Source organism: Gemmatimonadota bacterium (genome assembly GCA_016714015.1).
GTDB lineage: Bacteria > Gemmatimonadota > Gemmatimonadetes > Gemmatimonadales > Gemmatimonadaceae > Pseudogemmatithrix.
The window spans coordinates 381,997-405,262 of the sequence record JADJNZ010000005.1; the positions used below are offsets into that span (position 1 = coordinate 381,997).

Genomic DNA, 23,266 nt, shown 5'->3' on the forward strand with positions numbered 1-23,266 from the left:
GTCCGTTCGCCACAGCTGAAACCCGGCCCCTGGGGCCGACCGTACCGGAGGCACACCCTCTCCGGTCCGCCGCATGGCCCAGGTCACCCGCGACATCCAGCTCGGCCTCCGCACCCTGCGGAAGTCCCCCGGTCTCGTCCTCGTCTCCACCATCGCGCTGACGTTCGGCATCGGCCTCACGACGATGATGTTCTCCATCATCTACGGCGCGATGCTGAAGGGCCTGCCCTTCGAGGACGCCGACCGCATCGTCGCGGTCGCGCTCCGGAATCCCGAGCGCGAGATCAACCGCGCCCCGTTCGACCTCGCGGACTTCAGCGACCTCGCCGCGCAACAGACCTCGTTCGAGAGATTCGGCGGCTACACCGGCGGCACGATGAACGTGAGCGGCACCGAGCGCGCCGAGCGGTACTCGGGGTCGTGGGTGACCGTGGAGGCGTTCGCGATGCCCGGTGTCCGCCCGCTGCTCGGTCGCGAATTCCTGCCGGGAGAGGACACGCCCACCGGCGCGAAGGTCGCGGTGCTCGGCTACGACATGTGGCAGACCCGCTTCGGCGGCGACCGTGGCGTGCTCGGCACGACCATCCGCGTGAACGGCGTCCCGTTCGAGGTGGTCGGCGTCATGCCCGACGGCTTCGCCTGGCCCAACAATGACCAGCTCTGGCTGCCGATGCAGACCGATCCGCTCGTCGGCGGGCGCGACGAGGGACTCTCCCTTCAGGTCGCCGGTACGCTGAAGCCGGGCGTGACGCGCACGCAGGCCGAGACCGAACTCAACACCATCCTCCAGCGGCTCGGCGAGACCTATCCGGCCACGGGGAAGGGGCACGCGGCGATCGTCGCGCCCTTCACCGACTTCTTCATCGGACCCGAGCCGCGGCAGCTGCTGTGGACGATGCTCGGCGCCGTCTTCTTCGTGCTGCTGATCGCCTGTTCGAACGTCGCGAACCTGCTGCTCGACCGGGCAGCGCATCGGTCCAAGGAGGTCGGTGTGCGCGCCGCCCTCGGCGCGTCGCGCGGCGCGATCGTCCGGATCTTCCTCGCCGAGGCGTTCGTGCTCGCGCTGCTCGGTACCACGCTGGGCATCGTGGTGGCCAAGCTCGGGATCGACGGCTTCAACCGCGCCATCGCGAGCACGCAGCCGCCGTTCTTCATCTCCATCGGCCTCCACCCGCCCGTGCTCGCGTTCGCGATCGGCGTGGCGCTCCTCGCGACGCTCTTCTCGGGGCTCATCCCCGCCATCCAGGCCTCGCGGCCGGACATCGCCGAGGTGCTCAAGGACGAGTCGCGCGGCGCGTCGTCGTTCCAGATCGGCCGCATCAGCAAGGCGCTCATCGTGTTCGAGATCGCCCTCTCCTGCGGCCTGCTCGTCGCGGCGGGCCTCATGACCAAGAGCGTCAGTCGCACGCGGACGATGGACACCGGCTTCACGATGGCCTCCGTCTTCACCGCGCGCGTCGGCTTCCCCGCCGCGTACACCGACACCATCCGGCAGCGGCAGTTCTTCGAGCAGCTCGGCGAGCGGGTCGCCGGCATGCCCGGCGTGCAAGCGGCCGCGATCGCGTCAGGGCTCCCGGGGGCGCAGCAGGGCCTGAACGGCAACCGGCTCTCCGTCGAGGGGAAGGAGTACGCCACCGATCGCGATCGACCCGTCGTCGATGTCGGCGCGGTCTCGCCCGGCTTCTTCAGCGCGCTCGAGATCCCGCTCCGGCAGGGCCGACTGTTCGAGGCGAGCGACCGCCTCGAGGCGCTCCCGGTCGCGGTGGTCACGGAGCGGTTCGTCGAGCAGCATCTCGAGGGACGGCCGGCGCTCGGCGCGCGGATCCGGCTCGGCGGTGCGGAGACCACCGATCCGTGGCTGACGATCGTCGGCGTCGTGCCGAACGTCTTCAGCGGGGACCCGGAGGACCGATATCCGTCCGTGGTGTTCCGCCCGTTCGCGCAGGCGCCGTCGAGCTTCGCGTACGTCGCAGCGCGTGTCACCGGCGGAGACCCGTTGGTCCTCGCCGACCCGGTACGCGAGGCCGTGGCGTCGCTCGATCCCGATCTCCCCATCTACTGGCCGATGACGCTCGACGCGGCGGTCGCCGAACCGCTCTGGTTCGTGCGGGTGTTCGGGACGATGTTCATGCTGTTCGGCGCGGTCGCGCTGTTCCTGGCGAGCATCGGGCTGTATGCGGTGATGTCGTTCTCCGTGGGCCGCCGCACGCGCGAGGTGGGGATCCGCATGGCCCTCGGCGCGACGGCGCGCGACGTGGTCGCGTTGCTGCTCGGGCAGGGGTTCCGCCAGCTCTTCGTCGGCCTGACGATCGGGCTCGTGCTCGCCTGGTCCGTGGCGAGCCTGATGCAGGTGGTGCTGTTCGGCGTCGAGCCGCACGATCCGTTCGTGTTCGGCGGCGTGGCGCTCACGCTCGCCGCGACGGGCACGCTCGCCTGCCTGTTGCCGGCGCGGCGGGCGACGCGCATCGATCCCTCGGACGCGATGCGCGCCGAATAGCCGCGTCGGGCGGCGGGAGGGAGTAAGTTTGCCGGGCCACCACTCGAGGCCCCGCATGTCCCTCCGACCGATTTCCGCGCGACTGCTGGCCGCGGCCCTCTGGGCCGCGTCCGGCGTCGCCTGCTCCCGCCCCGCCGCCACCGCCGCGCCCATCACCGTCGCGGCGACCGCGCAGTCGAGCGGCACCACGCAGCTGCTCATCGCCGTGCACGCGGTGGACGATTCGGTCGTCTGGGCGAGCGGCGCGCGCGGCACGGTGATCCGCACGACGGACGGCGGTGCGCACTGGACCGCGATGCGCGTGCCGGGCGCCGACTCGCTCCAGTTCCGCGACGTCCACGCCGTCGATGCGCGCACCGCCTGGGTGCTGAGCATCGGCAATGGGGCAATGTCCCGCATCTATCGAACCGATGACGGCGGCACGACCTGGACGCGGCAGTTCACCAATCCCGACCCGAACGCGTTCTACGATTGCCTCGAGTTCTGGGATGCGCGCCGCGGCCTCGCGATCGGGGACGCGATCGGCACCGAGATGGCGGTGCTGCGCACCGACGACGGCGGCGCGCACTGGACGCGCATCGCGCCGTCGAGCCTGCCGCGGGCGCAGGCGAACGAGGGGAGCTTCGCGGCGAGCGGCACCTGCATCGCCATGCACGGGTCAGGGCGCGCCTGGATCGTGATGAACAGCCCGGCCGCCTCGCGACTCATCCGCACCGTGGACTTCGGACGCACCTGGGCGCTGGAGACTCTCCCCATCACCACGCGGGAAGGGAGCGGCACGCAGTCGGTCATCTTCCGCGATGCGCGCCACGGGATGGTGCTTGGCGGCGGCTACCAGGTCCGGCAGGGAGACACGCTCATCGCGGTGACGGAGGACGGCGGCGACACCTGGGTCCCGCGCAGCGCGCCGGCGTTCAAGGTCGGGACGTGGGGCGGGAGCTGGGTCCCGGCGGCTCGGACTCCGACGGCGGTGGCGGTCGGTCCGAGCGGGAGCGCGTGGACGCGCGACGACGGGCGGACGTGGGTCGCGATCGACACGCTCAACTACTGGTCGGTCGGCTTCTCCTCGCGCCGCACCGGCTGGGCGGTCGGCACGCAGGGTCGCGTCACGCGCCTCGACGGCTGGTGAGCGTGTCGCGGGCGGAGGCGAGGTCGTCCTCGAGCCGCCCGCACATGATCTCGCAGAGGGCGAGCACGTCGTCGTCGGCGAGGGCGTAGTGCACGAACAGCCCGCGGCGCGTGCGCGAGAGGAACCCGGCGGCGTGCAGCTGCTGGAGGTGCTTGGAGAGGTTCCCCTGCCCGAGTCCCGTCTTGGCGACGAGCTCGGTGACCGTGAGCGGCCCATGCTCCAGGGCGTGCAGGATGCCGAGTCGTGCCGGTTCGGCGAGGGCGCGGAACCGGCCGGCGATCATCGCCAGGAGTTCGGGGGTCGCGGCGCGCTTGACGGAAGGGCGGACCTTGAGGGCCATGGCTCGTAAGGTAGCGGGGGCGGGGTAGCAGGCGCGAGGTAGCGGCGCCGGGGAGGTTTCCCCCTGCGGATGTCGGTCATTCCACCATTGCCGGCCCGGATTCCTGATTGTATGCAGTATAGGGCATATGGTAATCCGAGACTTCCTCCTGCGTCTCCCTGGTGCGGCGATCGTCTGCGGCGCCGTGGCGGCCGCCGCGCCCGCGCCCGCGGTCGCGCAGGAGCATTCCGCGGGCGCGACGGCGCGATCGATCGCTCCCCGCTGGACGGTAGTGGCACCGGATGCGGCGCTCGCCTGGTTCGCGCTCCTCGCGGATCTGCGGCTCGGGGGCGCCGGCGCGCTCGACTTCACCGCATCGCGCGCGTCGGCTCCCCGCGAGTCCGCGCCGCTCCGCGCGCTCGCACTCGCCCTCGCCGGGACTCGCGACGGGGAGATCCTCCACTTCGTTCCGCTCTACCATCCGTCGGCCGATCGGGCCGCGCTCGCGGCCGCCCTCCTCGGCGCGGCCGGTGACGGCGCGCCGTCGGCGCGCGCGACGCTCCTCACCGGTGCGCTCCGGGGCGCGTTCACGCCCGCGAGGCGCCGCGACCTCCTGCCGCCGCTGGCCGATGCGCTCCGGCGCGCCGTCCCGGCCGTGCCGGACGCGGCGCGACTCGCGAGCTGGCAACGGCTGTTCGACGACGAGTTCGGCCCGGCGCTCGCGCCATGGCTCCGCCTCGAATCGCTCGACGACGGCCGGCTCATCATCGCGCCGGGCATCGGCCCCGAAGGGCGGATCTTCGCGGCGACGGCGGACCGCCGCGACAATCTCGTCGCGGTCGGCAGCTTCCCCGACGATGCCGATCCGGCGGCCCCGCTCCATGCCTTCACGCGTGAGATCTGTTTTCCCGCGGTGACGCGCGCGTCCCAGGCGGCGCGCCTCGATGCGCGCGACCCGCGCGCCGCGCGGCGCGCGAGTCTCGCCGCGGTACGCTGCGGCGCCGCGCTCCTCGACGTGCGCCTGCCGTCGCGTGCCGCGGCGTATCGGGCGTTCTGGATCCGTCGGGTCGATGCGCGCGCCGCGACGACCGCGGACGGAGGCCTCGACGCGGAGTTCGATCGTCACTTCCCGCCCGACCAGACGTTCGCCGCGGCACTCGCGCGCGAACTCAAGCGACTCGCTCACTCTCCCGGTGGCCCCTGAGAGCGCCATCGGCTCCCTCCCATTCACGCCGTTCCGGCAGCAGGAGGTCCGACACATGCGGTTCCCATCGATCCTGGCCCTCGCAGCCCTCACGCTCGTCACCGTGCCGCGCGAAGCGCGCGCGACCGACGGGCATCTCCTCCATGGCGTCGGCGCCGTGAACTCGGCGCTCGGCGGCATCGGCATCGCCTCCAACCAGAGCCTCCTCGGCTCCTTCTTCACCAACCCGGCCGGCCTGGCCGCGTTCGACGGCACCAACCTGGAGATGGGCTTCGAGCTCATGAAGCCCGAGCGCACCGTCTCGTCGAGCTTCGGCCCGATGAGCGGCAGCACCACGAGCGATGCGGACTGGACGCCCATCCCCGCCTTCGGCTTCAGCACGCGCCTCGACAACGGCGTCGTGATCGGGCTCGCGGGGCTCGGCATCGGCGGATTCGGCGTGAATTACGCGGCGGACCCGGCCAACCCGATCCTCATGCCGCGGCCGAACGGCTTCGGGAGCGTCTACTCGAACTTCCAGCTCATGAAGATCTCGCCGGCGATCGCGTGGAAGGCGGGCGAGAAGCTGAGCATCGGTCTCGCCGCGAACATCGACTGGTCGTCGCTCGCCGTCGATCCGATGCCGATCGCCGCGCCGGACTACGATCCGGGCGTGGACCTCACGCCGGGCACCGCCGATGACCGGTCGTTCTATCCGAGCGCGGCCGCCGCCGATGCCGTGTTCGGCTTCGGGTTCCAGGCCGGCCTGCAGTACGCGCTCACGCCCACCGTGGCGCTCGGCCTCGCCTACACGTCGCCGCAGATGTTCAGCGACTTCGAGTTCACCATGACGCACGCGAACCCGAACCTGCCGAACTACGGCACGGCGCGCACCGTCGCCTTCCGCATGGACGTGCCCGCGATCTACGGTGTGGGCGTCTCCCTGCGTCCGAGCGACCGGCTCGAGTTCGGCCTCGATGCGAAGTACGTGACGTACGGCAGCACCAAGGGCTTCGAGGAGAAGGGATACGACGCGGACGGGTCGGTGCGGGGCTTCGGCTGGGAGGACATCGCCGTCGTGGCCGCCGGCCTGCAGTTCAAGCCGAGCGACCGGCTGACGCTCCGCGGCGGATACAACTACTCGGGCAATCCCATCCCCGACGAGCAGTCGATGTTCAACATCCCGGCGCCCGCCGTCGTGCAGCACCACCTGACGGGTGGCATCGGATTCGCCATCGCCAATGGCGTCGAGCTCAACATCTCGGCCTACAAGGCGCTCGAGAACTCGATCGAGGGCGCGATGTATCGCCCGACCGCGGTGCCGGGGACGACGGTGAAGAGCGCGATGTCGGAGACGTCGCTCCTCGTCGGCTTCACCTTCCGGCCGGCGAAGTGAGGCGCTGAGCGGTCGCCGGACCCCCGGCAGGGAACGTCGAAGCGCCCGGCGGAGCGATCCGCCGGGCGCTTCGTGCTCGTGCGACGTGCTGGCGCCGGTCGGCGCGCGAGGGTCAGCCGGCCTTCTTGACGTCCGTCGGCAGCAGCTTGATGACCGTGAGGAAGATCGCGCCGACGATCAGCGCCATCACGAACGGGTTCACGTGGAGCACGTCCGCGAGGGTGATCTTCCCGAAGTTCGCCATCTTCACGATCGGATCGATGAGCGTCGTGTAGACGAGCGTGAAGACGAGCGCGCCGACCACGCCGCCACCGATCGCCGCGATCGCATCGGTGCGCCCCTCGCCGATGCCGACGACGCAGGTGCCCGGGCAGTAGCCGCCGATGCCGAAGCCCACGCCGAAGATGAGGCCGCCGAGGAGCACGCCGACGACGAAGGTCGGCTTCACGTCGAGGTGCAGGATCTGCGGGGCGAAGGTCGAGATGCCATACGTGACGATCATGCCCACGGCGATCGTGAGCGCCATGAACTTGATGACCGAGAGGTTCTCGAGGCGCAGGTTCTTCGTGATCATCGCGGGGCTCGAGGCCTTCACGCGCTGGATGAAGAAGCCCATGCCGACGCCGATCAGGATGGAGAGGATGGGGATGAGCATGGTCAGGCTCCTGCCGCGCGGCGGCCCGAGAGCATCTTGGCCGACAGGATGCCGGTCGCGAAGACGCCGATGGCGAAGATGAACCCGCTCACCGAGAGCTGGGTGATGCCGGAGATGATGTGGCCGCTGGTGCAGCCGCCGGCCACGCGGGCGCCGAAGACGATCAGGAACCCGCCGATGAACGCATCGCGATAGCGCTTGGCCTTGGTGGTCTCGCCCGGATGCGCCATCTCGCACTTGGGTGCCTTCTCGCGGTTGAGCCGCGCGCCGAGGAACCCGCCGATCAGCAGGCCCACGACGAGGAAGCTCTCCGGCTTGAAGAGCGACCCCATCCGCTTGAGATACGGATTGGCCTCGGCGTAGCTCGGGTCGAGCACCTGGAAGAGCGCGCCGATGAAGCGCGGGTAGGTGCCTGAGACGCCGATGGGTCCCCAGACGATGATGGAGATGGCGCCGAGGATGCCGAAGAGGACCCCGTAGAAGACCCAGGGGGTCTTGGGCGCGACGGGGATCGCGACTGGTGCGTCGGACTGCATGAGGAGCTCCTGCTTGGGGGAGTCTATCGCGCGGCGCCGGGCCGGCGATCATCCGGCACGAAACGGTCCGCGTAGGGCATCTTCACGGCGCGCAGTGCCGCCGCATCGAGCGTCGCATCGTCGGCGATCACGTCGTTCACCGCGAGCAGGTACGCCGAGAGCGCATAGACCTGGTCGTCGGTGAGCGATCCGGGCGCGGTGTGCGGCATCGCGCGCTTGATGTAGTCGAACAGTGTCGTCGCGTGCGACCAGTAGTTGCCGATCGTGTGCGGCAGCTTGGGGTCGTTGGCGAAACGGAATTCCTCGGCCGCCGCGGGGCGCCCGGTGAGCTGCGGGAAGGCCGGGGCCATCCCTTCGCCATTCTGGCCGTGGCACATGGCGCACTGCGCCTTGTAGAGGACGCCGCCCTCGGCGACGGTGCCCTTGCCGGGAGGAAGCTCGGCGCCATCGGCGCCGATGTCGGTGTCCATCGCCCGCACGAGCGAATCGGATGCCGGGCGACCGATGCCGTAGCGTCGGCCCGTGTCGACCGCGGACGTCGTCGCGGACCGCTCCGCGGTGCCGCCACCGCAGGCCGCGATCGCGAGGAGCGTGAGGAGGAGCGAAGCGCGCATGCTCAGGTCTCCCCGTGGAAGGTGACGGTGCCGTCGCCGGCGACCTTCCAACCCACGATCTGGTTGAAATGGTAGTCGGTGCCGAGTCCGCGCTCGGCGATGAGCGCACGCCGCGTCGGCTGCACGTAGCCGGCCTCGTCGGTCGCCCGGCTGAGCAGCACCGACTCGCCGCCGTTCCACTCCCACATGTGCTGGAAGCGCACGGTCGACTTGGGCTCCGACCGGCCGAGGAGTTCCGCGTCGCGCCAGTTCTTCCCGGCGTCGGCACTCACCTCCACGCGCGTGATGCGACCGCGTCCGCTCCAGGCGAGTCCGCTCACCGCGTGCCAGCCGCGGCTCGTGACCTTGTCGGGGGCGGACGGCGTGGTGATGATCGACTTCGCATCGAGCTCGAACGTGAAACGGCGCGCCGTGCCGTTGGGGAGCGGGTCGGTGTACTTCGAGGTCTCCCAGCGCGTCATCCAGGGCTGCGTGCCGAGCTCGAGGCGACGGATCCACTTCACGTTGATGTTCCCCTCCCAACCGGGGAGGAGGAGGCGCATCGGGTACCCCTGCGCCGGGCGGAGCGGCTCGCCGTTCTGCGCCCACACGATCATCGCGTCATCGAACGCCTTCTCGATCGGCACCGAGCGCGTCATGAGACAGGCGTCGCCGCCCTCGGCGAGGAACCACTTGGCCTCGGGCTTCACGCCGCACTCGCGGAAGAGCGTCGAGAGCGCCACGCCGGTCCACTCCGAGGTGCTGACCATGCCGGCGACCTTCTGCGCGGTCATCTCGGGCTTGGGATCGCGGAACGATGCGCGGCCGTTGCCCGAGCACTCGATGAAGTAGGGGCGCACGACCTGCGGGAACCGCTTGAGGTCGTCGAGCGTGAAGGTCAGCGCCTTGTCGACGAGTCCGTGGATGGTGAGCGTGTGCCGCGCCGGATCGAGGGCGGGGATCCCGGCGTGATGCCGCTCGAAATGCAGGTCGCTCGGTGTGATGGAGCCGGCGAGGTCCTGCAACGGCGTGAGCGAGGAGCCCGTGGTCTCGCCGTACGGGGCGCGCGTGGGCGTCTCGAAGGCGCTGCGTGCGCCGAGCGGCGTCGTTGCGCCACCCTGCAGCTTGGTCGCGTCCGCGGGGACCACGGGGCGCGCCGCGGCCTCGGTGGCGCCCTGTGCGTCGAGCGTGAGCGGGAGTCCGGCGAGCACGGCGCCGCCGAGCGTGCCCACGGCACCGGCGAGCAGGTCGCGGCGCGTGAGCGGGAGGGGCGCGGTGCGCGCGTCCTCTGGGGGGAGGGAGTCGGTCATCGGGAGAACCTACCGATTCGAGCGGCCGACGACAGGCGGATTCGGGACGAGTGCACCCCGCGGATTCGCGCGCGGGAGGAGCGGCGGCGGATTGAACGCCTTGTGGCCCTTCGTGTCGTACGGGACGTCCGCGGGGGCGCCGCCCATCGGCCAGTCGCCTTCCTTCCCGGGCGAGTCGGGGCGCGGCTGCGAATTGATGTAGGCCGAGAGGTCGAAGGCTTCCTGCGCGGTGAGCGTCCCCGGCGCCGTCTGCGGCATGTTGTGCCGGATGAAGCTCGCGGCACGCTCGAGGCGCGTCATGGAGGCGCCCACCGAGTAGGAGCCGGGGCCCCAGAGCGCGGGGATGGGACCGTTGCCGGCCCCCGTCGCGCCGTGGCAGGTGATGCAGGTCTTGCTGGTGTAGAGCGCCGCACCGCGGGCCGCGTCGCCGGCGAGCGTGTCGGGTTCGGAGATGAGGCCGTCGGCGCCGGCGATCTTGGTGCCCACCGGGATGTCCTTCGAGATGAACGCGAGGTACGCGAGGATGTCGGTCATCTCGCGGCTCTCGACCGGGAGCGCATTGCCGGCGAGCGAGCGCGTGAAGCAGTAGTTCACGCGATCGGCGAGCGCGATGACGGCACCGGAGCGCGGCATGTACTTGGGGAAGCGCGCATGCGAGCCGGTGAGCGGCGCCGCCGTGAGCTTGAGGCCGTCATCCTGGTGGCAGCTCGTGCAGCGGAGGCTGCCGGTGGCGTAGGCGGGCAGGCTCTCCGGGCTGAAGCGGAGCAGGTAGAGCCCGCGCTTGATGGAGGCCCCCATGGAATCGTTGGGGATGTCGGCCTCGCGGAGCGGTGTCCAGGCGGACTCCACGAAGGTGACGGCCTTGGCGTCGGCGACGACGGGGGTCTCGGCGGCCTTGGGGCCGCAGGCGGCGGTGGTGACGGCCGCGAGGACAATGAGGAGACGGGCGCGCACAGGAGCTCCTGCTCGTTCGGGGGGGAGAGCGGGGCGGGTTCAATCCTCTATACTCCGATACGGTAATACTTGGAGCCGGGTTGGGCAAGGCGTGAGTGGCCGACCACGACGGACGCGGCGACGGCGTCGGCTGGAACCACAGGGGCACAGGGAGCTCAGGGAGATGTGCCCCCGTGTTCCCTGTGCCCCTGTCGTCGTGCCGGTCGTGCTGGTCATGCGGAACGGAATCGCCCGAACCGCAGCGCCGCCGATCTCAGTGCTTCATCAAGCCCGACACGGTCAGCTCGAGGTTGTGGCTCACCCGGATCCCGTACACGCCGTCCGTCGACGTCAACCGGTCCGCCGCCACGAACTCGGCGCGCTCGAGGGTCTTCACGACCTGTCCGTTCACCAGGCAGGAGGCCTGGCCCCCGCGCACACGCCAGCCGACGGAGTTGGTCGACTCGCCATTCGCATCGGCCTTGTGGATCGCGTCATGCGCCGTCGGCTTCACGAGCTCCGTCACCTTCGCACCGTGGAAGGTCTTGATCGCGTACGTGCCGTTGCCGTACACGATGCAGTACATGAGCGTCTCGGTCTCCGACGTGAGGTCCGCGCCGCCGATGAAGATGCCGTACGAGTGCGGATGGCTCGCGGCCATCTTGTGCTCCTTGAACGTCGCCATCACGTCGTAGTCGCCGCGCGCGGTGTTGGCCGGGTTCCAGAAGTTGCCGGCCGGGCCGACCGAGATGCGGAAGGCGCCGTTCTCGGAGGCGAAGCGGGAGTCATTGATGGTCTTGCCCTGCGAGGTGGGGCGGCGGTCGACGCGACCCTGCCAGCCGGCGACGCGGATGCCGCCGTTGGCGACGGAGCGATCGGCGTCCTGGGCCTGGAGCGGCGCCGCGGCGGATGCCATGAGTGCCGCGGTGAAGATGAGAGCGGGGAGACGCACGATACCTCCGAAGGGTGGATGGCGACCAATACGCTCGCCTCCTACCCCCGGTGTGGCAAGGTGTGCCCCCAGCGGGCAGATTCCCGCGATGCGTCCTGCCACGATCCGCGCCCTCTTCCTGGTCCTCTTCGCCGCCGGCGCCCCTCTCGCGGCGCAGGGTCGCGATGCCCGCGCCCTCCTCGCCGAGATGTCGCGCGAGGAGAAGTTCTGGCAGCTCTTCATGATCCCCGGCGACCTCGACTCGGCGTCGTACGACTATTCGCGCGGGATCTTCGGGCTGCAGATCGGTGCGCGGCCGGGCATCCCGGCGCGGGACGCGGCGCGCGCGCATGCCGCACGCGTCGACTCCATCCAGCGCTGGTTCCGTGAACGGTCGCGCCTCCGGATCCCCATCATCCCGTTCGACGAGGCCCTGCACGGGCTGATGCGTGAAGGCGCCACGGTCTTCCCGCAGGCGATCGGCCTCGCCGCCACGTTCGACTCGGCGCTCGTGCGGCGCGTGCACGATGCCGCCGCGCGCGAGACGCGGAGCCGCGGCATACGCATGGTGCTCTCGCCGGTGGTGAACCTCGCGACCGACGTGCGCTGGGGGCGGACGGAGGAGACCTTCGGCGAGGATGTGCACCTCACCGGCGTGATGGGGCGCCAGCATGTGCGCGCGTTCGAGACGATGGGGATCATCACCACGCCCAAGCACTTCATCGCGAACGTCGGCGAGGGCGGGCGCGACTCGTATCCCATCGAGGCGAGTCCGCGCGCCCTCGAAGAACGGCTCTTCCCGCCCTTCCGGTCGCTCGTGCAGCAGGCGGGCGCGCGGTCCGTGATGACGGCGTACAACACGGTCGATGGGTCACCGGCGACCCAGAGTCGCATGCTCATGACCGACGTGCTCAAGGGCGCGTGGGGATTCCCGGGGTTCATCATCTCCGACGCGGCGGCGACGGCGGGGGCGACGGTCCTCGCGCGCACCGAGGCGTCCACCGCGACCGCCACGGCGCACGCCTTCCGCTCCGGCCTCGACGTGATCTTCCAGTCGTCGTATCCCGAGCATCGTCCGTATCTCCGTGCCATCACCAACGGCGTGGTCCCGGACAGCCTGCTCGACGCGTCGGTGCTGCGCGTGTTGCGGCAGAAGATCGCCCTCGGGCTCTTCGACGACGCGCGCATCCACCCCGAGTCGGCGGCGTACTGGGCCAACAGCGCCGAGCATCGGACCATCGCGCGTGAGGCGGCGCTGGCGTCGCTCGTGCTCCTGCGGAACGCGCCGCTCGCGGGGCAAGGTCCCGCAGCACGCAGCGGCGGCGTGCCCGCCACGGTCGACATGCGGACGCCGCGCACGCTCCCCATAGAGCAGGGCATCCGCCGGATCGCGGTGATCGGGTCCGACGCCGACACCGTGCGCTTCGGCGGCTACTCCGGGACCGGCATCGCGCCGGTCTCGGTGCTCGATGCGATCCGCGAACGGGCCGGGCGGGAGACCGCGGTGCGCTTCGCCCGCGGCGCGACGAGACTCGCTCCCACTCATATGGTAGTGCCGTCCGCGAATCTCGAGTGGCAGGATGGCACCACCACGCGGCGTGGGCTCCAAGGCGAGTACTGGGCCGACAACGCCTTCACCGGCGCGCCGCGCATCACCCGCACCGACGAGCGCGTCGACTTCGGGTGGACGCTCAGTTCGCCCGGACAGGGCATACCATATGATTGGTACTCGGTGCGCTGGACCGGCACCCTCATCGCGCCCGCGAGCGGGCTCACGCGGATCGGCGTGGAGGGCAACGACGGCTACCGCCTCTGGATCGATGGCCACCTGGTGATCGATGCCTGGGAGAAGCGCTCCTTCGGCGCGCGGCTCGTGCCCATCACGCTCGCACCCGGTAGCCGGCACGCCATCCGGCTCGATTACTTCGAGAGCACTGGCAATGCGCGCGTGAAGCTCGTCTGGGACGCGGGCGTACCGCAGGACCATGCGGCGCGGATCGCCGAGGCGGTCGCGATCGCGCGCACGAGCGATGTGGCGGTGATCGTCGCCGGCATCGAGGAGGGTGAGTTCCGCGATCGTGCGCGCCTCGCGCTGCCCGGTCACCAGGAGGCGCTCATCCGCGCCGTCGCGGCGACCGGCGTCCCGACGACGGTCGTGATCATCGGCGGGAGCGCGGTCACGATGTCGCCCTGGCTCGAGGAGGTGGGAGCGGTGCTCATGGCCTGGTACCCGGGCGAGCAGGGCGGACCGGCCGTCGCGAGCGTGCTCTTCGGCGACGCCGATCCGTCGGGACGCCTGCCGATCACCTTCCCGATGGAGGAAGGCCAGCTGCCGCTCACGTACGACCACAAGCCGACGGGCCGCGGCGATGACTATCTCGACCTGACCGGGCAGCCGCTCTTCCCGTTCGGGCATGGACTCACGTACACGCGCTTCGCGTACGAGGACCTGCGCATCGACGCGACCGGCACCGGCGATTCGGCGCGTGTCCGCGTGCGGGCGCGCATCCGCAACGTGGGATACCGTGCCGGCAGCGAGGTCGTGCAGCTCTACCTGCGCGACGTGCTCACGAGCGTCTCGCAGCCGCTGATCGCGCTGAAGGGATTCACGCGGGTCACGCTCGAGCCCGATGCGACGCAGGAGGTGGAGTTCGTCCTCACCGCCGAGCACCTGCGCCTGCTCGACGAGTCGATGCGCTGGATGGTCGAACCCGGCCTCTTCCGCGTCATGGTCGGTGCATCATCGAAGGACATCCGTCTCCGAGGGGAGTTCACGCTGCCATGAGCATCGATCGTCGCGATCTGCTGAAGTCCACGCTCGCTGCCGCCGCGCTGGGCCTGCCGCGCGCCGCGCGCGCGACCGCGCCACGTCCGGCCGCGACCGGGCTCGCGCAGTCCCCGCGGCCACGGCCCACCGCGAGCCAGCTGCAGTGGCAGCGCGACGAGCTCGCGTTCTTCCTGCACTTCGGTGTGAACACCTTCACCGACCGCGAGTGGGGCGATGGCACCGAGGACCCGCGGATCTTCGCGCCGAGCGCGCTCGACGCGCGGCAGTGGGCGCGCACCGCCAAGGCCGCCGGCTTCCGGATGATGATCCTCACCGCGAAGCATCATGACGGCTTCTGCCTCTGGCCCACCAAGACCACCGCGCATTCGGTCGCGTCGAGCCCGTGGCGTGGCGGCCAGGGCGATGTGGTGCGCGAGTTCGTCGACGCCTGCCGCGCGGAGGGGCTGCGCGCGGGGCTCTATCTCTCGCCTTGGGATCGCAACCACCCCACCTACGGCGACACGCCGCGCTACAACGCGGTCTACTACGCGCAGCTCACCGAGTTGCTCACGCAGTACGGCCGCATCGACGAGGTCTGGTTCGACGGCGCGAACGGCGAAGGGCCCAACGGGAAGCGGCAGGAGTACGACTGGCCGCGCACCTGGGCGCTCGTGCGCGAGTTGCAGCCGCAGGCGGTGATGTTCTCCGACGCGGGGCCGGACGTCCGCTGGATCGGCAACGAGTCCGGTGTCGCCGGCACGACCAACTGGTCGACGGTCGATCCGCGCATCGTCACGCGTCCCGGGGTCTCCGGCGATGACGTGATGCGCTCGCTCACGTCGGGAGACCGTGAAGGCGCGGTGTGGCGCCCGGGCGAGACCGATGTCTCCATCCGTCCCGGCTGGTTCTACCATCCGGCCGAGGACGCGAGGGTGCGGACGCCGGAGAACCTGGTGGAGCTCTACTTCTCGTCGGTGGGCCGCAACTCGAAGTTGTTGCTCAACGTCCCGCCCGACCGGCGCGGGCTGCTCGCGGACGCCGATGTCGCGGCGCTGCGCGGGATGCGCACGCGACTCGATGCGCTCTTCGCGCGGGATCTCGCGGCTGGTGCGCGCGTGACGACGCGCCAGGAGGCGCTGCGGATGCGCATGCAGGAGCACGTCCTGCGCGCACCGGCGACCGTCGGCGTGGTGGAGCTCGCCGAACCGGTCGCCGACGGACAGCGCGTCGCGCTGTACCGGCTCGACGCGCACGACGGCGACGGGTGGCGCGAGGTCGCGCGCGGCACGACCATCGGGTACAAGCGTCTGGTGCGCATCGCGCCGCAGCGGGTGGCGCGGTTCCGGCTCACGCTCGAGGACTGGACCGAACTCCCCGAGCCGGTCTCGCTCCGCTGCTACGCCGGAACGTGATCTCCGCGCGCCGCTAGAGCAGCGCGCGAATCCATCCTCCGTCCACCGCGATGCTCTGCGCGGTGATGTAGCTGGCCCGTTCCGACGCGAGGAAGGCCGCGAGCGCCGCGAACTCCGCCGGCTCGCCCACGCGCCCCATCGGGATCTGCTGCTCCCACGCGTCGAACGCCTGCGCGCGGGTGATCCCCTTCGCCTTCGCGTTGTGCTCGGCGAGCCCATCGAGCCGCTCGGTGCGCGTGTAACCCGGCAGCAGGTTGTTCACCGTCACGCCGAAGGGCGCGACCTCGTTCGCCAGCGTGCGCGCGAAGCCCGTGACCGCGGCGCGGACGCTGTTGGAGAGGATCAGCCCATCCACCGGCTGCTTCACCGCGATCGACGTGACGTTGAGGATGCGGCCCCACTGCCGTTCCTTCATCCCCGGGAGCACGCCGCGCACGAGATTGACGACGCTGTCGAGGTTGAGTGCGACGGCCTTCGCCCACGCCTCGGGCGCGTGCGACTCGAACGGACCCGGCGGCGGGCCGCCCGCGTTGGTGACCAGCACGTCGATCCGCCCGAAGCGCGCGAGCACCTCGCCCACCGCGCGCGTCACGTCCGCGGGGACCGAGACGTCGGCGACGGTGGCGAACGTCTCCACCCCATGCGCCGCCGCGATCGCCGCGGCGACCTCATGGATGCGCTCGGTGCGCGCGCAGACGGCCACGCGCGCACCCTCGCGCGCGAGCTCCTCGGCGATCGCGCGCCCGAGTCCCTGCGAGGCGGCCGCGACGAAGGCGACGCGGCCGCGGAGTCCGAGATCCATCGCTACTTCTTGTGGAAGTAGTTGTCGGTGTGGTTCAGCCAGTCCTCGCGGGGCGGGTTGAAGATGTCCACGTCGAGCGTGTCCTCGAGCGCCTCCGCCTTGTGCCACACGTTGGACGGGATGTGCAGCACCTCGCCCGCCATCACGTCGATCACCTCGGCGCCGTCATCGCCCATGTAGAAGCGGAGACCGCCCTCGAGGATGTACGTGAACTGCTCGTTGTGGTGCTGGTGCTTGGGCACGATCGCCCCCTTCTTCAGGAACACCTGCGCGAGCATCATGCCCTGGCCGGTGACGAGCTTCCGCGAGATCTGGTCGGTGACCGTCTCGAGCGGGACCTCGCTCCAGCGCTTGTACTGGTGGGTGGGAGTGGTCATGCGCCGAATGTAGCCCATCCGGCCACGCGCCACATCCCACCCACCGACCCGCACCTCACCGCATGAGCGTGAACACGAAGGACTGCTGCACGAGCTGCCGCACCTTCCGCCCCCGCCACTCGGCCGGCCGGAACCGCGTCGCCAACACCGCCTGTCGCACGGCCGGCTCGAAGAGCGCATGCGCCGACTCCACCACGCGGACCGACGCGGGCTCGACGCGGCCGAGCGAGTCCACCACGTAGGCCACGATCACCTGCCCCTCCACGCGCTGCGTGCGCAGCAGGTCGGGGTAGCGCGGCTCGCGCTGGCGGCCCAGCGGACGCGCGGCCTTCTCGACCTCGTCGGCGAAGTACGGCTCGTTCCCGGTACCGACCGTCCCATCGAACGCGGTGGAGTCGGTGCCGCCGTCACCGCCGAGGCTCGGCACCTGGAAGACCGGCTCGCCCGTGGTCGGCGTGGCGGGGTCCTGCGGCACGACGCCGTCAGGCACCTCCACCGGCGCGACGACCACCGGGCCGGGGACCTGCGGAGCATCGGGCGCGACCGGCGGCGTCGGACGCCGCGGCGCGCTCGGCTTCGCGGGCTCCGGACGCGGCGGCACGAAGATGATGTCCTCGATGATGGTCGCGTCGGGGGACGGCTGGACCATGGTGGCGGTGCCCGCCACCGCCGACCCGACGATCGTCGCGTGCACGACGAGGGACAGGATGGCCGCCGAGCGCGTGCGGGTCCGCTGCGGCCGCGATTCGAGCAACTGTCTCAGCATGGTTCCTCCGAGGGTCTGGGCGCGCGACGGGAGGTCCGTCGTGCCTCTCGAGGAGCACGCTAGCATCGCCACCCTTCGCCACCATGACGGCCGGATGAAGCTTCGCTCACGCCCACATTAGGACTTGATGTCACTCTGTGGCGGGTGAGTGGCGCCACCGGGCGGACCGCCATTGCTTAGGTCTCAGACAGTGGAGCTGAACGCATCACCTCGGAGGCAACGTGCTGAATGACATGGTGGGAGTGGCTCGCGAGATCCGCGGCGAACGCGAGCGGACCGATCGGTATCACACGGCGCTCTCGGCCTCCGAGACGATGCGTCGCCTCACGGTGCACGACCTCGGGAATCCGCTCGCCACGATGATGCTCGCCACCGACCTGCTGCGGACCGAGGAGCTCCCGTCGGTGCAGCGCCGGCGTGTGGACCTGATCGGCGCGGCGGCGGAGCGGATGGAGAGCATGATCGACACGCTCTCGCGCTTCAGCGAGCTCGAGCGCGGCGGGCTCGTCACGTCGTCGGAGCTGGACGATCCCGCCGAGGCCATCGAGCAAGCCGTCGCAGCGCAGGCGCTCATCGCCAAGTCGCGCAACCTCCAGTTGGCGATGCATCTCCCGAGCGACGCGCTGCGCGTGCGCCTCGATCATCGGCTCCTGCGCCGCATCGTGGACAACCTGCTCGCCAACGCGATCCGGCGCGCCCCGCGCGAGAGCGCGATCGTCGTGCGGCTCGAGGCGGAAGGGCCCGCGATGCTCGCGGTGACGGTCGCCGACGCCGGCGTGGACTTCGAGCCGGCGCTCTACGCGCGCTACGACACGCCGCTCGACTGGACCGATGCGAGCGCTGCCGCGAGCGACTCCGGATTGAGTCTCGCCTTCACCGCGCTCGCGTCGCAGGCGCTGGGCGGCTCGCTCACGCTGGGCCGCAACGCCGCCCATGGCTGCTTCGTTCGCGTGACGATCCCCATCGCGGCCGAACAGCCCTGGCCGGCGGGCGTCCTCCGCTCCTAGCGCGCCGCGCGCACGGCGCGCGCGAGCGCGTCCCAGAGCAGGGGCAGGCGCGCCGCGGCGCGCGCGAAGTCGCGTTCCTGCGCGCCGCCCTTCAATGCCACGAGTGCCCACAGCGCGGCACGATCCGACGATGACCACCGCGCGATGCGCGGCGCGAGCGCGAGGAGCAACGGCACGAGGTGCATCGCGCCGAGCCGCTCCGCGCGCGTGAGGGGCGCCGCGCCCCCGCCGCATCGCGACTTCAGCGCGCGCGCCTCATTCTCGAGCCAACCGGCGCGCTCGCCCGCGGTCACACCCGACAGCGCGTGCGTGGCGAGCCGTCCGGCGTCGATCAGCAGGCGCTCGGGGAGCGGACCATCGCCCGTCGCGTCTGGCAGCGTGAGGATCACGTCGTCGCTCGCGAGCGCGCGCAGCGTCCGCACGCTCGAGCGGTGCGTCCGGTCCGCGGCGATCGCCGTCCGTTCGCGCGCCGCGAGCGTCGCGAGCCGCGGGGACTGCGGCCGGAAGCCCAGCCGGTCGTAGAACCAGTACGCGCCGGACGCGATCGCCTCGTCATTCCCTGCGCCGAACTGGTACGGGTTCACGACGAACCGTGTCACGCCGAAGAGGGTGCGGAACGCGCGCAGCGCCTGCGCGAACAGGAACGGCGCCTCGCTCCGCCGGAAGCTCTCGAAGACGTTCGCTCCCGTGTTGGCCTGCGCGCCGAACGGCGTGACCCCGCCGTAGCCGATGGGCACGCCGTTGGAGAACATGACGTAGCCGTAGTTGGCTTCGAGCGCCGAGCGGTCCTCGCGCGCGGCGCCGAGGAGGCAGAGCGTGACGCCCTCGCCGAGCGGCGCGAGGATGATCTCGGCGTGGTTCGCGTAGATGGTGGGGAAGACCTCGCGCGTGCGCGAGAGGAGCGCGGCGAGCGCGGCGTCGTGCCAACGCGCCGCTTCCGCGCCGTGCGCGCGACGGATCCCCGGCAGCGGCGTCGCGATGAGCGCGACGGGATCCCGCGGCAGCGCGCGGAACCCGTGGCGGAGCACCGGACGCACGTCGAGATGGCCGCGCGAGCTCGACCGCGGCGAGTCGCCGATGCTCCAGCGGAGCGGCGGGGCGGCGTCGTCGTACAGCGTGCGGAGCAGCGCGGCATCACCGGCCCCGGGGTCGCGCAGGAGCCAGCGTGCCATCGCGCGCCCCGCCCCCGGTGCCTCCGGGCCGCGCACGCCCGACGCCTCGGCGAGCCAGTCGAGCGTGGAGACCTCGGTCGAATCGAAGCGGTCCTGTTCGACCGGCGTCAGCTGCGCGCGCAGCAGCGGATCGATCGCCTCGGCGTCCGCCGGACGCTCCCAGGCGAAGGCGACATCCTCGTCGTGTGCCGCGAGCCAGCGTGCGGCACCATACATGAACGTGTGACTCGTCACCGTGCCGGCGATCCCCGAGTCGGCCAGCGCGTCGCGCTGTCGCGCGGGGAGCGCCCGTACGCGCGTCGCGATCCGCGCGAGCGCGGCGCGGGCGAGGCGGAGGTTCGTCGCGGTGTCAGGGAAGGCGGCGACGAAGAGGAGCTCGTCGTGCCAGGCAGCGAGCGCGTCGGCGCGCGTCCATCGTGTCCGGGCGAGCGCGCGCAGCAGTGCGCCGCGCTCGCGCGCGCTCGCCGGCCCGAACGTCCCGCGCAGCGCGTGGAGTCGTTCGAGCCGGGCGTCCATCAGGTCAGCCGAAGAACGACTTCGCGACGAACAGCACGTTCGCCGGCCGCTCGGCGAGGCGGCGCATGTACCAGCGGAACCAGGCGTTGCCGTAGCTGATGAGCGTCGCGACCGCGTGCCCCTCGCGACGGAAGCGCGCCTGCTCCTTCTCGCGGATGCCGTAGAGCATGTGGATCTCGTACTTGCCCTTGGCGAGACCGATGCCGTCCGCATACGCGGCGAGGCGGCCGAGGAGCGGGATGTCGTGCGTGCCGAGGATCGGCGTGCACTCGCCCGTCTTCGCCCAGTCGAGCATGGTGCGCGAGATCGCCTCGTAGGCCGCGTCGGTGTCGGACTTCTTGGGGAAGGCGACCGTCGCCGGCTCGGCGTACGCGCCCTTCACGAGACGGATCACCGGCTTGAGCGGGCGCAGGCGCTCGAGGTCCTTCGGGGTGCGGAACAGGTACGCCTGGAGCGCGAGCCCGCTCGACGGGTGCTTCCGCTTCACGGCCTCGTACAGCGCGAGCGTCCGATCGACATAGGTATTGTCCTCCATGTCGATCCAGAGCGCCGATCCCACCGACTCGGCCTTCGCAGCGAGCGCGAGGCAGTGCTCGAGGCACTTCGCCTCGGACTGGTCGAGGCCCAGCTGCGTGGGCTTGATGCTCACATGCGCCGGCAGCTTGCGCGCGGCGAGCTGGTCGAAGAACCACAGGTAGTGGTCGCGGACCGCATCGGCTTCGGCGAGGGTCGTGATCGCCTCGCCGAGCTTCGTGTAGAGGAGGGTGCGCCCGTCCTTGATGAGGGCGGCGCCGGCGTCGAGGGCGTCTTCCGGACGCTCGCCGGGCATGAACGCCTTGGTGGCGCGCTTCACCACGCGGCTCTTCAGGGCGAAATCGTTCAGGGCCTGGCTCTGTGCCGCGGCGAGGAGGATCGAACGGCCGATGGACATGGTCGGGGGGAGTGCGTGGGACGGAGCGGACGAACCGGCCCGCCGCCCCGTCCTGAAAAGTATCGACTGCGGCCCGCTCGCGAGAGCGGACGATCAGGCGGGCGTGGCGTCCTGCCGCAGCGTCCGCCAGGTCCAGGCGGCGATGCCCAGCAGCGCCACGGTCCGGATGACCGGGACGGTCATCGGCGGCAGCGCGAGGTTCCGGGTGATGACCACCGCCGTATACCAATAGTAGAGCGCGCCGCTCAGGGCGGCGCACCACGCGATGGCCCGCATCGGTCGCGCCGCCGTGCCGATCACCAGCGCGCTCACCAGCGCGTAGCTCGCGAGCGAGGCGCCGAGCGTGGTCGCATAGACGCGGACCGCGCTGCCGAACCCGAGGTCGGGGGTCGCGTAGTACGCGATGATGAACCCCGGGAGCGCCGCGGCGAAGATCCCGAACGGCGTGGAGAGCCAGGTGCGGCCATGGCGCGGGGCGCCGAGGAGCTGGCGCATCGCCTTGCGATCGGCGAGGTCGATGCAGCCGCGCGGGGTGCAGACGGTGCACGCCCCGCACCGGCCGCGCTCGAGGCCGAGCACCGGCGCCTGCCCGTACAGCCGCTCCACCGGCAGGACCGGGCAGAGGGCGTTGCAGAAGGCGCTGCGCGACGAATAGACCGCGCCCATCGCCAACGCGAGCGCCCCGATGGCGAGGAGCGCGCCGGCGAGCAGCGGGCCGTCGGTGTTCAGGCCGAGATGACGCGCGGGGACGATGACATGGAAGAGCACGAGCCCGAGCGCGCCGATCACCGCCGTCTCGCGGTCGGTCATGTCGCGGGGCCGGCCGACGCGGTTCCCGAGCGCATTGAGCGTCGAGAGCGGGCAGACCCCGCGCCAGAGCGCCGGCGTGAGGAAGAAGGTCGCGGGGAGGAGGGGCACGGCGATGTTCCAGAGCGTGCGGAGCGCCGGATCGGGCGCGAGCACGAGGGTCGCGAGGAGCGCGACGAGCCCGATCATCCCGCCGTGACGCCCGATGGCCCAGAGGCGGGTCGTCTGCGGGTCGAGGTCGAGGACGTGCAGGCGGGCCATGGCCAAAGATGCGTACAGGCGAGGAGCGCGGTCAAACCGTAAGTTCGGGCATCCTTCCATATGGAGAGCCGGATGCACGCGTCACGGCGGATGCTCGGGTCGGTCCTCGTTCTCATCAGCGTCGCGACGCTCGGCGCGGCGCAGGCGCCAGGCCCCGGCCCTGCCGGACCCAAGGGCATCGTCCTCGCCGACCTCACCTGGCCGGAAGCTGAACGGGTGCTCACGCCCGAGGCGCTCGTCGTCATCCCGCTCGGCGCCGAGGCAAAGGAGCACGGGCCGCACCTGCGGCTGGACAACGACTTTCGGCTGGCGACCTGGTATCGCGACCGCGTGCTCGCGGCCTCGAACGTGATCATGGCCCCGACGGTCAACTACCACTTCTATCCGTCGTTCGTGGAGTACCCCGGCTCGACGCACCTGCGGTTCGAGACGGCGCGCGACCTCATCGTGGACATCGTGCGGAGCCTCGCGGCGTACGGGCCGCGCCGCTTCTACGTGCTCAATACCGGGGTCTCGACGCTCCGGCCCCTCACCGCGGCGGCGGAGATCCTGGAGGCCGAGGGCATCCGATTCGGCTTCACCGACGTGCTCAAGGCGGGGAGCGCGGCCGAGGCGCGGGTGCGACAGCAGGTGCGCGGCACCCACGCCGACGAGATGGAGACCTCGATGATGCTCTACATGTACCCGGACCGGGTGGACATGTCGAAGGCCGTCCGGGACGATTCGCCCCAGGGGGTCGGGGGCCTCTCCCGGGTGCCCAGGACCGCCAAGACCTACTCGCCGAGCGGCGTCTGGGGGGACGCGACCCTGGCCACGCGGGAGAAGGGCCGGGTGGTGGTGGAGGCGACGCTGGCCGAGATCCTCGCCGAGATCGAGACCCTCCGGGCGCGGCCGGTGTCGCCGCGACCGTAGCGCCGGCGCACCGGCGCCGCGCCCCCATGGACGCTGTCGGTGCGGCATCACATC

21 protein-coding genes are annotated in these 23,266 nt (G+C 71.1%); 8 read left to right on the plus strand and 13 right to left on the minus strand.

What is annotated here, in order from left to right; translation table 11 throughout:
- Nucleotides 1-73 precede the first annotated feature (73 nt).
- Together IPJ78_12000 and IPJ78_12005 are read left to right on the plus strand one after the other, a co-directional pair.
- Nucleotides 74-2,497 carry an ABC transporter permease gene (locus IPJ78_12000; GenBank protein MBK7907273.1) on the plus strand — a complete coding sequence of 808 codons (2,424 nt, stop codon included), beginning with the start codon at nucleotides 74-76 and terminating at the stop codon, nucleotides 2,495-2,497.
- Nucleotides 2,498-2,552: 55 nt separating this feature from the next.
- On the plus strand, nucleotides 2,553-3,626 hold the full coding sequence (locus IPJ78_12005) for an oxidoreductase (protein ID MBK7907274.1): 1,074 nt from the start codon (nucleotides 2,553-2,555) through the stop codon (nucleotides 3,624-3,626).
- Here the strand turns inward: IPJ78_12005 and IPJ78_12010 are convergent.
- Entirely contained in the window at nucleotides 3,604-3,966 is a 363-nt protein-coding gene (locus tag IPJ78_12010) for a helix-turn-helix transcriptional regulator (protein ID MBK7907275.1), read from the minus strand. The genes IPJ78_12005 and IPJ78_12010 overlap by 23 nt on opposite strands.
- A gap of 127 nt (nucleotides 3,967-4,093) precedes the next feature.
- Here IPJ78_12010 and IPJ78_12015 point away from each other — a divergent pair, with 127 nt between their 5' ends.
- Nucleotides 4,094-5,149 carry a hypothetical protein gene (locus tag IPJ78_12015; protein ID MBK7907276.1) on the plus strand — a complete coding sequence of 352 codons (1,056 nt, stop codon included), beginning with the start codon at nucleotides 4,094-4,096 and terminating at the stop codon, nucleotides 5,147-5,149.
- Between the two features lie 55 nt (nucleotides 5,150-5,204).
- Entirely contained in the window at nucleotides 5,205-6,524 is a 1,320-nt protein-coding gene (locus IPJ78_12020) for an outer membrane protein transport protein (protein MBK7907277.1), read from the plus strand.
- Between the two features lie 112 nt (nucleotides 6,525-6,636).
- On the opposite strand, the gene IPJ78_12025 is transcribed toward IPJ78_12020, so the two are convergent.
- The 6 genes from IPJ78_12025 to IPJ78_12050 form a co-directional block, all read right to left on the minus strand.
- The gene (locus tag IPJ78_12025) at nucleotides 6,637-7,179 is read right to left on the minus strand and encodes a YeeE/YedE family protein (protein MBK7907278.1); all 543 of its coding nucleotides are present in this window, start codon (nucleotides 7,177-7,179) and stop codon (nucleotides 6,637-6,639) included.
- Nucleotides 7,180-7,181: 2 nt separating this feature from the next.
- On the minus strand, nucleotides 7,182-7,715 hold the full coding sequence (locus IPJ78_12030; protein ID MBK7907279.1) for a YeeE/YedE family protein: 534 nt from the start codon (nucleotides 7,713-7,715) through the stop codon (nucleotides 7,182-7,184).
- A 23-nt stretch (nucleotides 7,716-7,738) separates the two neighbouring features.
- Nucleotides 7,739-8,329, minus strand: coding sequence for a cytochrome c (locus IPJ78_12035; GenBank protein MBK7907280.1), 591 nt, complete (start codon nucleotides 8,327-8,329; stop codon nucleotides 7,739-7,741).
- Between the two features lie 2 nt (nucleotides 8,330-8,331).
- The gene (gene soxC / locus IPJ78_12040) at nucleotides 8,332-9,618 is read right to left on the minus strand and encodes a sulfite dehydrogenase (GenBank protein ID MBK7907281.1); all 1,287 of its coding nucleotides are present in this window, start codon (nucleotides 9,616-9,618) and stop codon (nucleotides 8,332-8,334) included.
- Nucleotides 9,619-9,627: 9 nt separating this feature from the next.
- On the minus strand, nucleotides 9,628-10,572 hold the full coding sequence (locus IPJ78_12045) for a c-type cytochrome (protein ID MBK7907282.1): 945 nt from the start codon (nucleotides 10,570-10,572) through the stop codon (nucleotides 9,628-9,630).
- Nucleotides 10,573-10,825: 253 nt separating this feature from the next.
- Nucleotides 10,826-11,503: a hypothetical protein gene (locus tag IPJ78_12050; GenBank protein ID MBK7907283.1), complete on the minus strand. Its 678-nt coding sequence runs from the start codon at nucleotides 11,501-11,503 to the stop codon at nucleotides 10,826-10,828.
- 187 nt (nucleotides 11,504-11,690) lie between these two features.
- Between IPJ78_12050 and IPJ78_12055 the strand changes: the two genes are divergently transcribed.
- Entirely contained in the window at nucleotides 11,691-14,267 is a 2,577-nt protein-coding gene (locus IPJ78_12055; GenBank protein ID MBK7907284.1) for a glycoside hydrolase family 3 C-terminal domain-containing protein, read from the plus strand.
- A complete protein-coding gene (locus IPJ78_12060) occupies nucleotides 14,264-15,661 on the plus strand; it encodes an alpha-L-fucosidase (protein ID MBK7907285.1) in 1,398 nt (465 codons plus the stop codon). The genes IPJ78_12055 and IPJ78_12060 overlap by 4 nt, the downstream gene beginning before the upstream one ends.
- Nucleotides 15,662-15,674: 13 nt before the next feature.
- On the opposite strand, the gene IPJ78_12065 is transcribed toward IPJ78_12060, so the two are convergent.
- Genes IPJ78_12065 through IPJ78_12075 form a run of 3 tightly spaced genes read right to left on the minus strand, consistent with a single transcriptional unit; the run spans nucleotide 15,675 to nucleotide 17,606 of the window.
- Entirely contained in the window at nucleotides 15,675-16,463 is a 789-nt protein-coding gene (locus IPJ78_12065) for an SDR family oxidoreductase (protein MBK7907286.1), read from the minus strand.
- Between the two features lie 2 nt (nucleotides 16,464-16,465).
- Nucleotides 16,466-16,840 carry a cupin domain-containing protein gene (locus IPJ78_12070; protein MBK7907287.1) on the minus strand — a complete coding sequence of 125 codons (375 nt, stop codon included), beginning with the start codon at nucleotides 16,838-16,840 and terminating at the stop codon, nucleotides 16,466-16,468.
- Nucleotides 16,841-16,895: 55 nt separating this feature from the next.
- The gene (locus tag IPJ78_12075; GenBank protein ID MBK7907288.1) at nucleotides 16,896-17,606 is read right to left on the minus strand and encodes a TonB family protein; all 711 of its coding nucleotides are present in this window, start codon (nucleotides 17,604-17,606) and stop codon (nucleotides 16,896-16,898) included.
- Nucleotides 17,607-17,827: 221 nt separating this feature from the next.
- On the opposite strand from IPJ78_12075, the gene IPJ78_12080 reads away from it, so the two are divergent.
- Nucleotides 17,828-18,613, plus strand: a complete 786-nt coding sequence (locus IPJ78_12080) for a HAMP domain-containing histidine kinase (protein ID MBK7907289.1) — start codon at nucleotides 17,828-17,830, stop codon at nucleotides 18,611-18,613.
- Here IPJ78_12080 and IPJ78_12085 read toward each other — a convergent pair.
- The 3 genes from IPJ78_12085 to IPJ78_12095 form a co-directional block, all read right to left on the minus strand.
- Nucleotides 18,610-20,301 carry a hypothetical protein gene (locus tag IPJ78_12085; protein ID MBK7907290.1) on the minus strand — a complete coding sequence of 564 codons (1,692 nt, stop codon included), beginning with the start codon at nucleotides 20,299-20,301 and terminating at the stop codon, nucleotides 18,610-18,612. The two genes, IPJ78_12080 and IPJ78_12085, sit on opposite strands and share 4 nt — an antisense overlap.
- 4 nt (nucleotides 20,302-20,305) lie before the next feature.
- Nucleotides 20,306-21,232 (minus strand): proline dehydrogenase family protein, encoded by a 927-nt coding sequence (locus tag IPJ78_12090; GenBank protein MBK7907291.1) that lies wholly within the window; start codon nucleotides 21,230-21,232, stop codon nucleotides 20,306-20,308.
- A 93-nt stretch (nucleotides 21,233-21,325) separates the two neighbouring features.
- Complete coding sequence (locus IPJ78_12095; protein MBK7907292.1) at nucleotides 21,326-22,300, minus strand: hypothetical protein; 975 nt, start codon at nucleotides 22,298-22,300, stop codon at nucleotides 21,326-21,328.
- A gap of 72 nt (nucleotides 22,301-22,372) precedes the next feature.
- Here IPJ78_12095 and IPJ78_12100 point away from each other — a divergent pair, with 72 nt between their 5' ends.
- On the plus strand, nucleotides 22,373-23,212 hold the full coding sequence (locus IPJ78_12100; GenBank protein ID MBK7907293.1) for a creatininase family protein: 840 nt from the start codon (nucleotides 22,373-22,375) through the stop codon (nucleotides 23,210-23,212).
- The last annotated feature ends 54 nt before the right edge of the window (nucleotides 23,213-23,266 follow it).

Bases quoted from the DNA above. Each gene is read 5' to 3' on its own strand.
- IPJ78_12060 (MBK7907285.1), top strand. From the start codon at position 14,264: ATGAGCATCGATCGTCGCGATCTGCTGAAGTCCACGCTCGCTGCCGCC.
- IPJ78_12010 (MBK7907275.1), bottom strand. From the start codon at position 3,966: ATGGCCCTCAAGGTCCGCCCTTCCGTCAAGCGCGCCGCGACCCCCGAA.
- IPJ78_12090 (MBK7907291.1), bottom strand. From the start codon at position 21,232: ATGTCCATCGGCCGTTCGATCCTCCTCGCCGCGGCACAGAGCCAGGCC.
- IPJ78_12020 (MBK7907277.1), top strand. From the start codon at position 5,205: ATGCGGTTCCCATCGATCCTGGCCCTCGCAGCCCTCACGCTCGTCACC.
- IPJ78_12085 (MBK7907290.1), bottom strand. From the start codon at position 20,301: ATGGACGCCCGGCTCGAACGACTCCACGCGCTGCGCGGGACGTTCGGG.
- IPJ78_12065 (MBK7907286.1), bottom strand. From the start codon at position 16,463: ATGGATCTCGGACTCCGCGGCCGCGTCGCCTTCGTCGCGGCCGCCTCG.
- IPJ78_12095 (MBK7907292.1), bottom strand. From the start codon at position 22,300: ATGGCCCGCCTGCACGTCCTCGACCTCGACCCGCAGACGACCCGCCTC.
- IPJ78_12015 (MBK7907276.1), top strand. From the start codon at position 4,094: ATGGTAATCCGAGACTTCCTCCTGCGTCTCCCTGGTGCGGCGATCGTC.
- soxC (MBK7907281.1), bottom strand. From the start codon at position 9,618: ATGACCGACTCCCTCCCCCCAGAGGACGCGCGCACCGCGCCCCTCCCG.
- IPJ78_12035 (MBK7907280.1), bottom strand. From the start codon at position 8,329: ATGCGCGCTTCGCTCCTCCTCACGCTCCTCGCGATCGCGGCCTGCGGT.
- IPJ78_12075 (MBK7907288.1), bottom strand. From the start codon at position 17,606: ATGCTGAGACAGTTGCTCGAATCGCGGCCGCAGCGGACCCGCACGCGC.
- IPJ78_12055 (MBK7907284.1), top strand. From the start codon at position 11,691: ATGTCGCGCGAGGAGAAGTTCTGGCAGCTCTTCATGATCCCCGGCGAC.
- IPJ78_12030 (MBK7907279.1), bottom strand. From the start codon at position 7,715: ATGCAGTCCGACGCACCAGTCGCGATCCCCGTCGCGCCCAAGACCCCC.
- IPJ78_12000 (MBK7907273.1), top strand. From the start codon at position 74: ATGGCCCAGGTCACCCGCGACATCCAGCTCGGCCTCCGCACCCTGCGG.
- IPJ78_12100 (MBK7907293.1), top strand. From the start codon at position 22,373: ATGCACGCGTCACGGCGGATGCTCGGGTCGGTCCTCGTTCTCATCAGC.
- IPJ78_12025 (MBK7907278.1), bottom strand. From the start codon at position 7,179: ATGCTCATCCCCATCCTCTCCATCCTGATCGGCGTCGGCATGGGCTTC.
- IPJ78_12070 (MBK7907287.1), bottom strand. From the start codon at position 16,840: ATGACCACTCCCACCCACCAGTACAAGCGCTGGAGCGAGGTCCCGCTC.
- IPJ78_12005 (MBK7907274.1), top strand. From the start codon at position 2,553: ATGTCCCTCCGACCGATTTCCGCGCGACTGCTGGCCGCGGCCCTCTGG.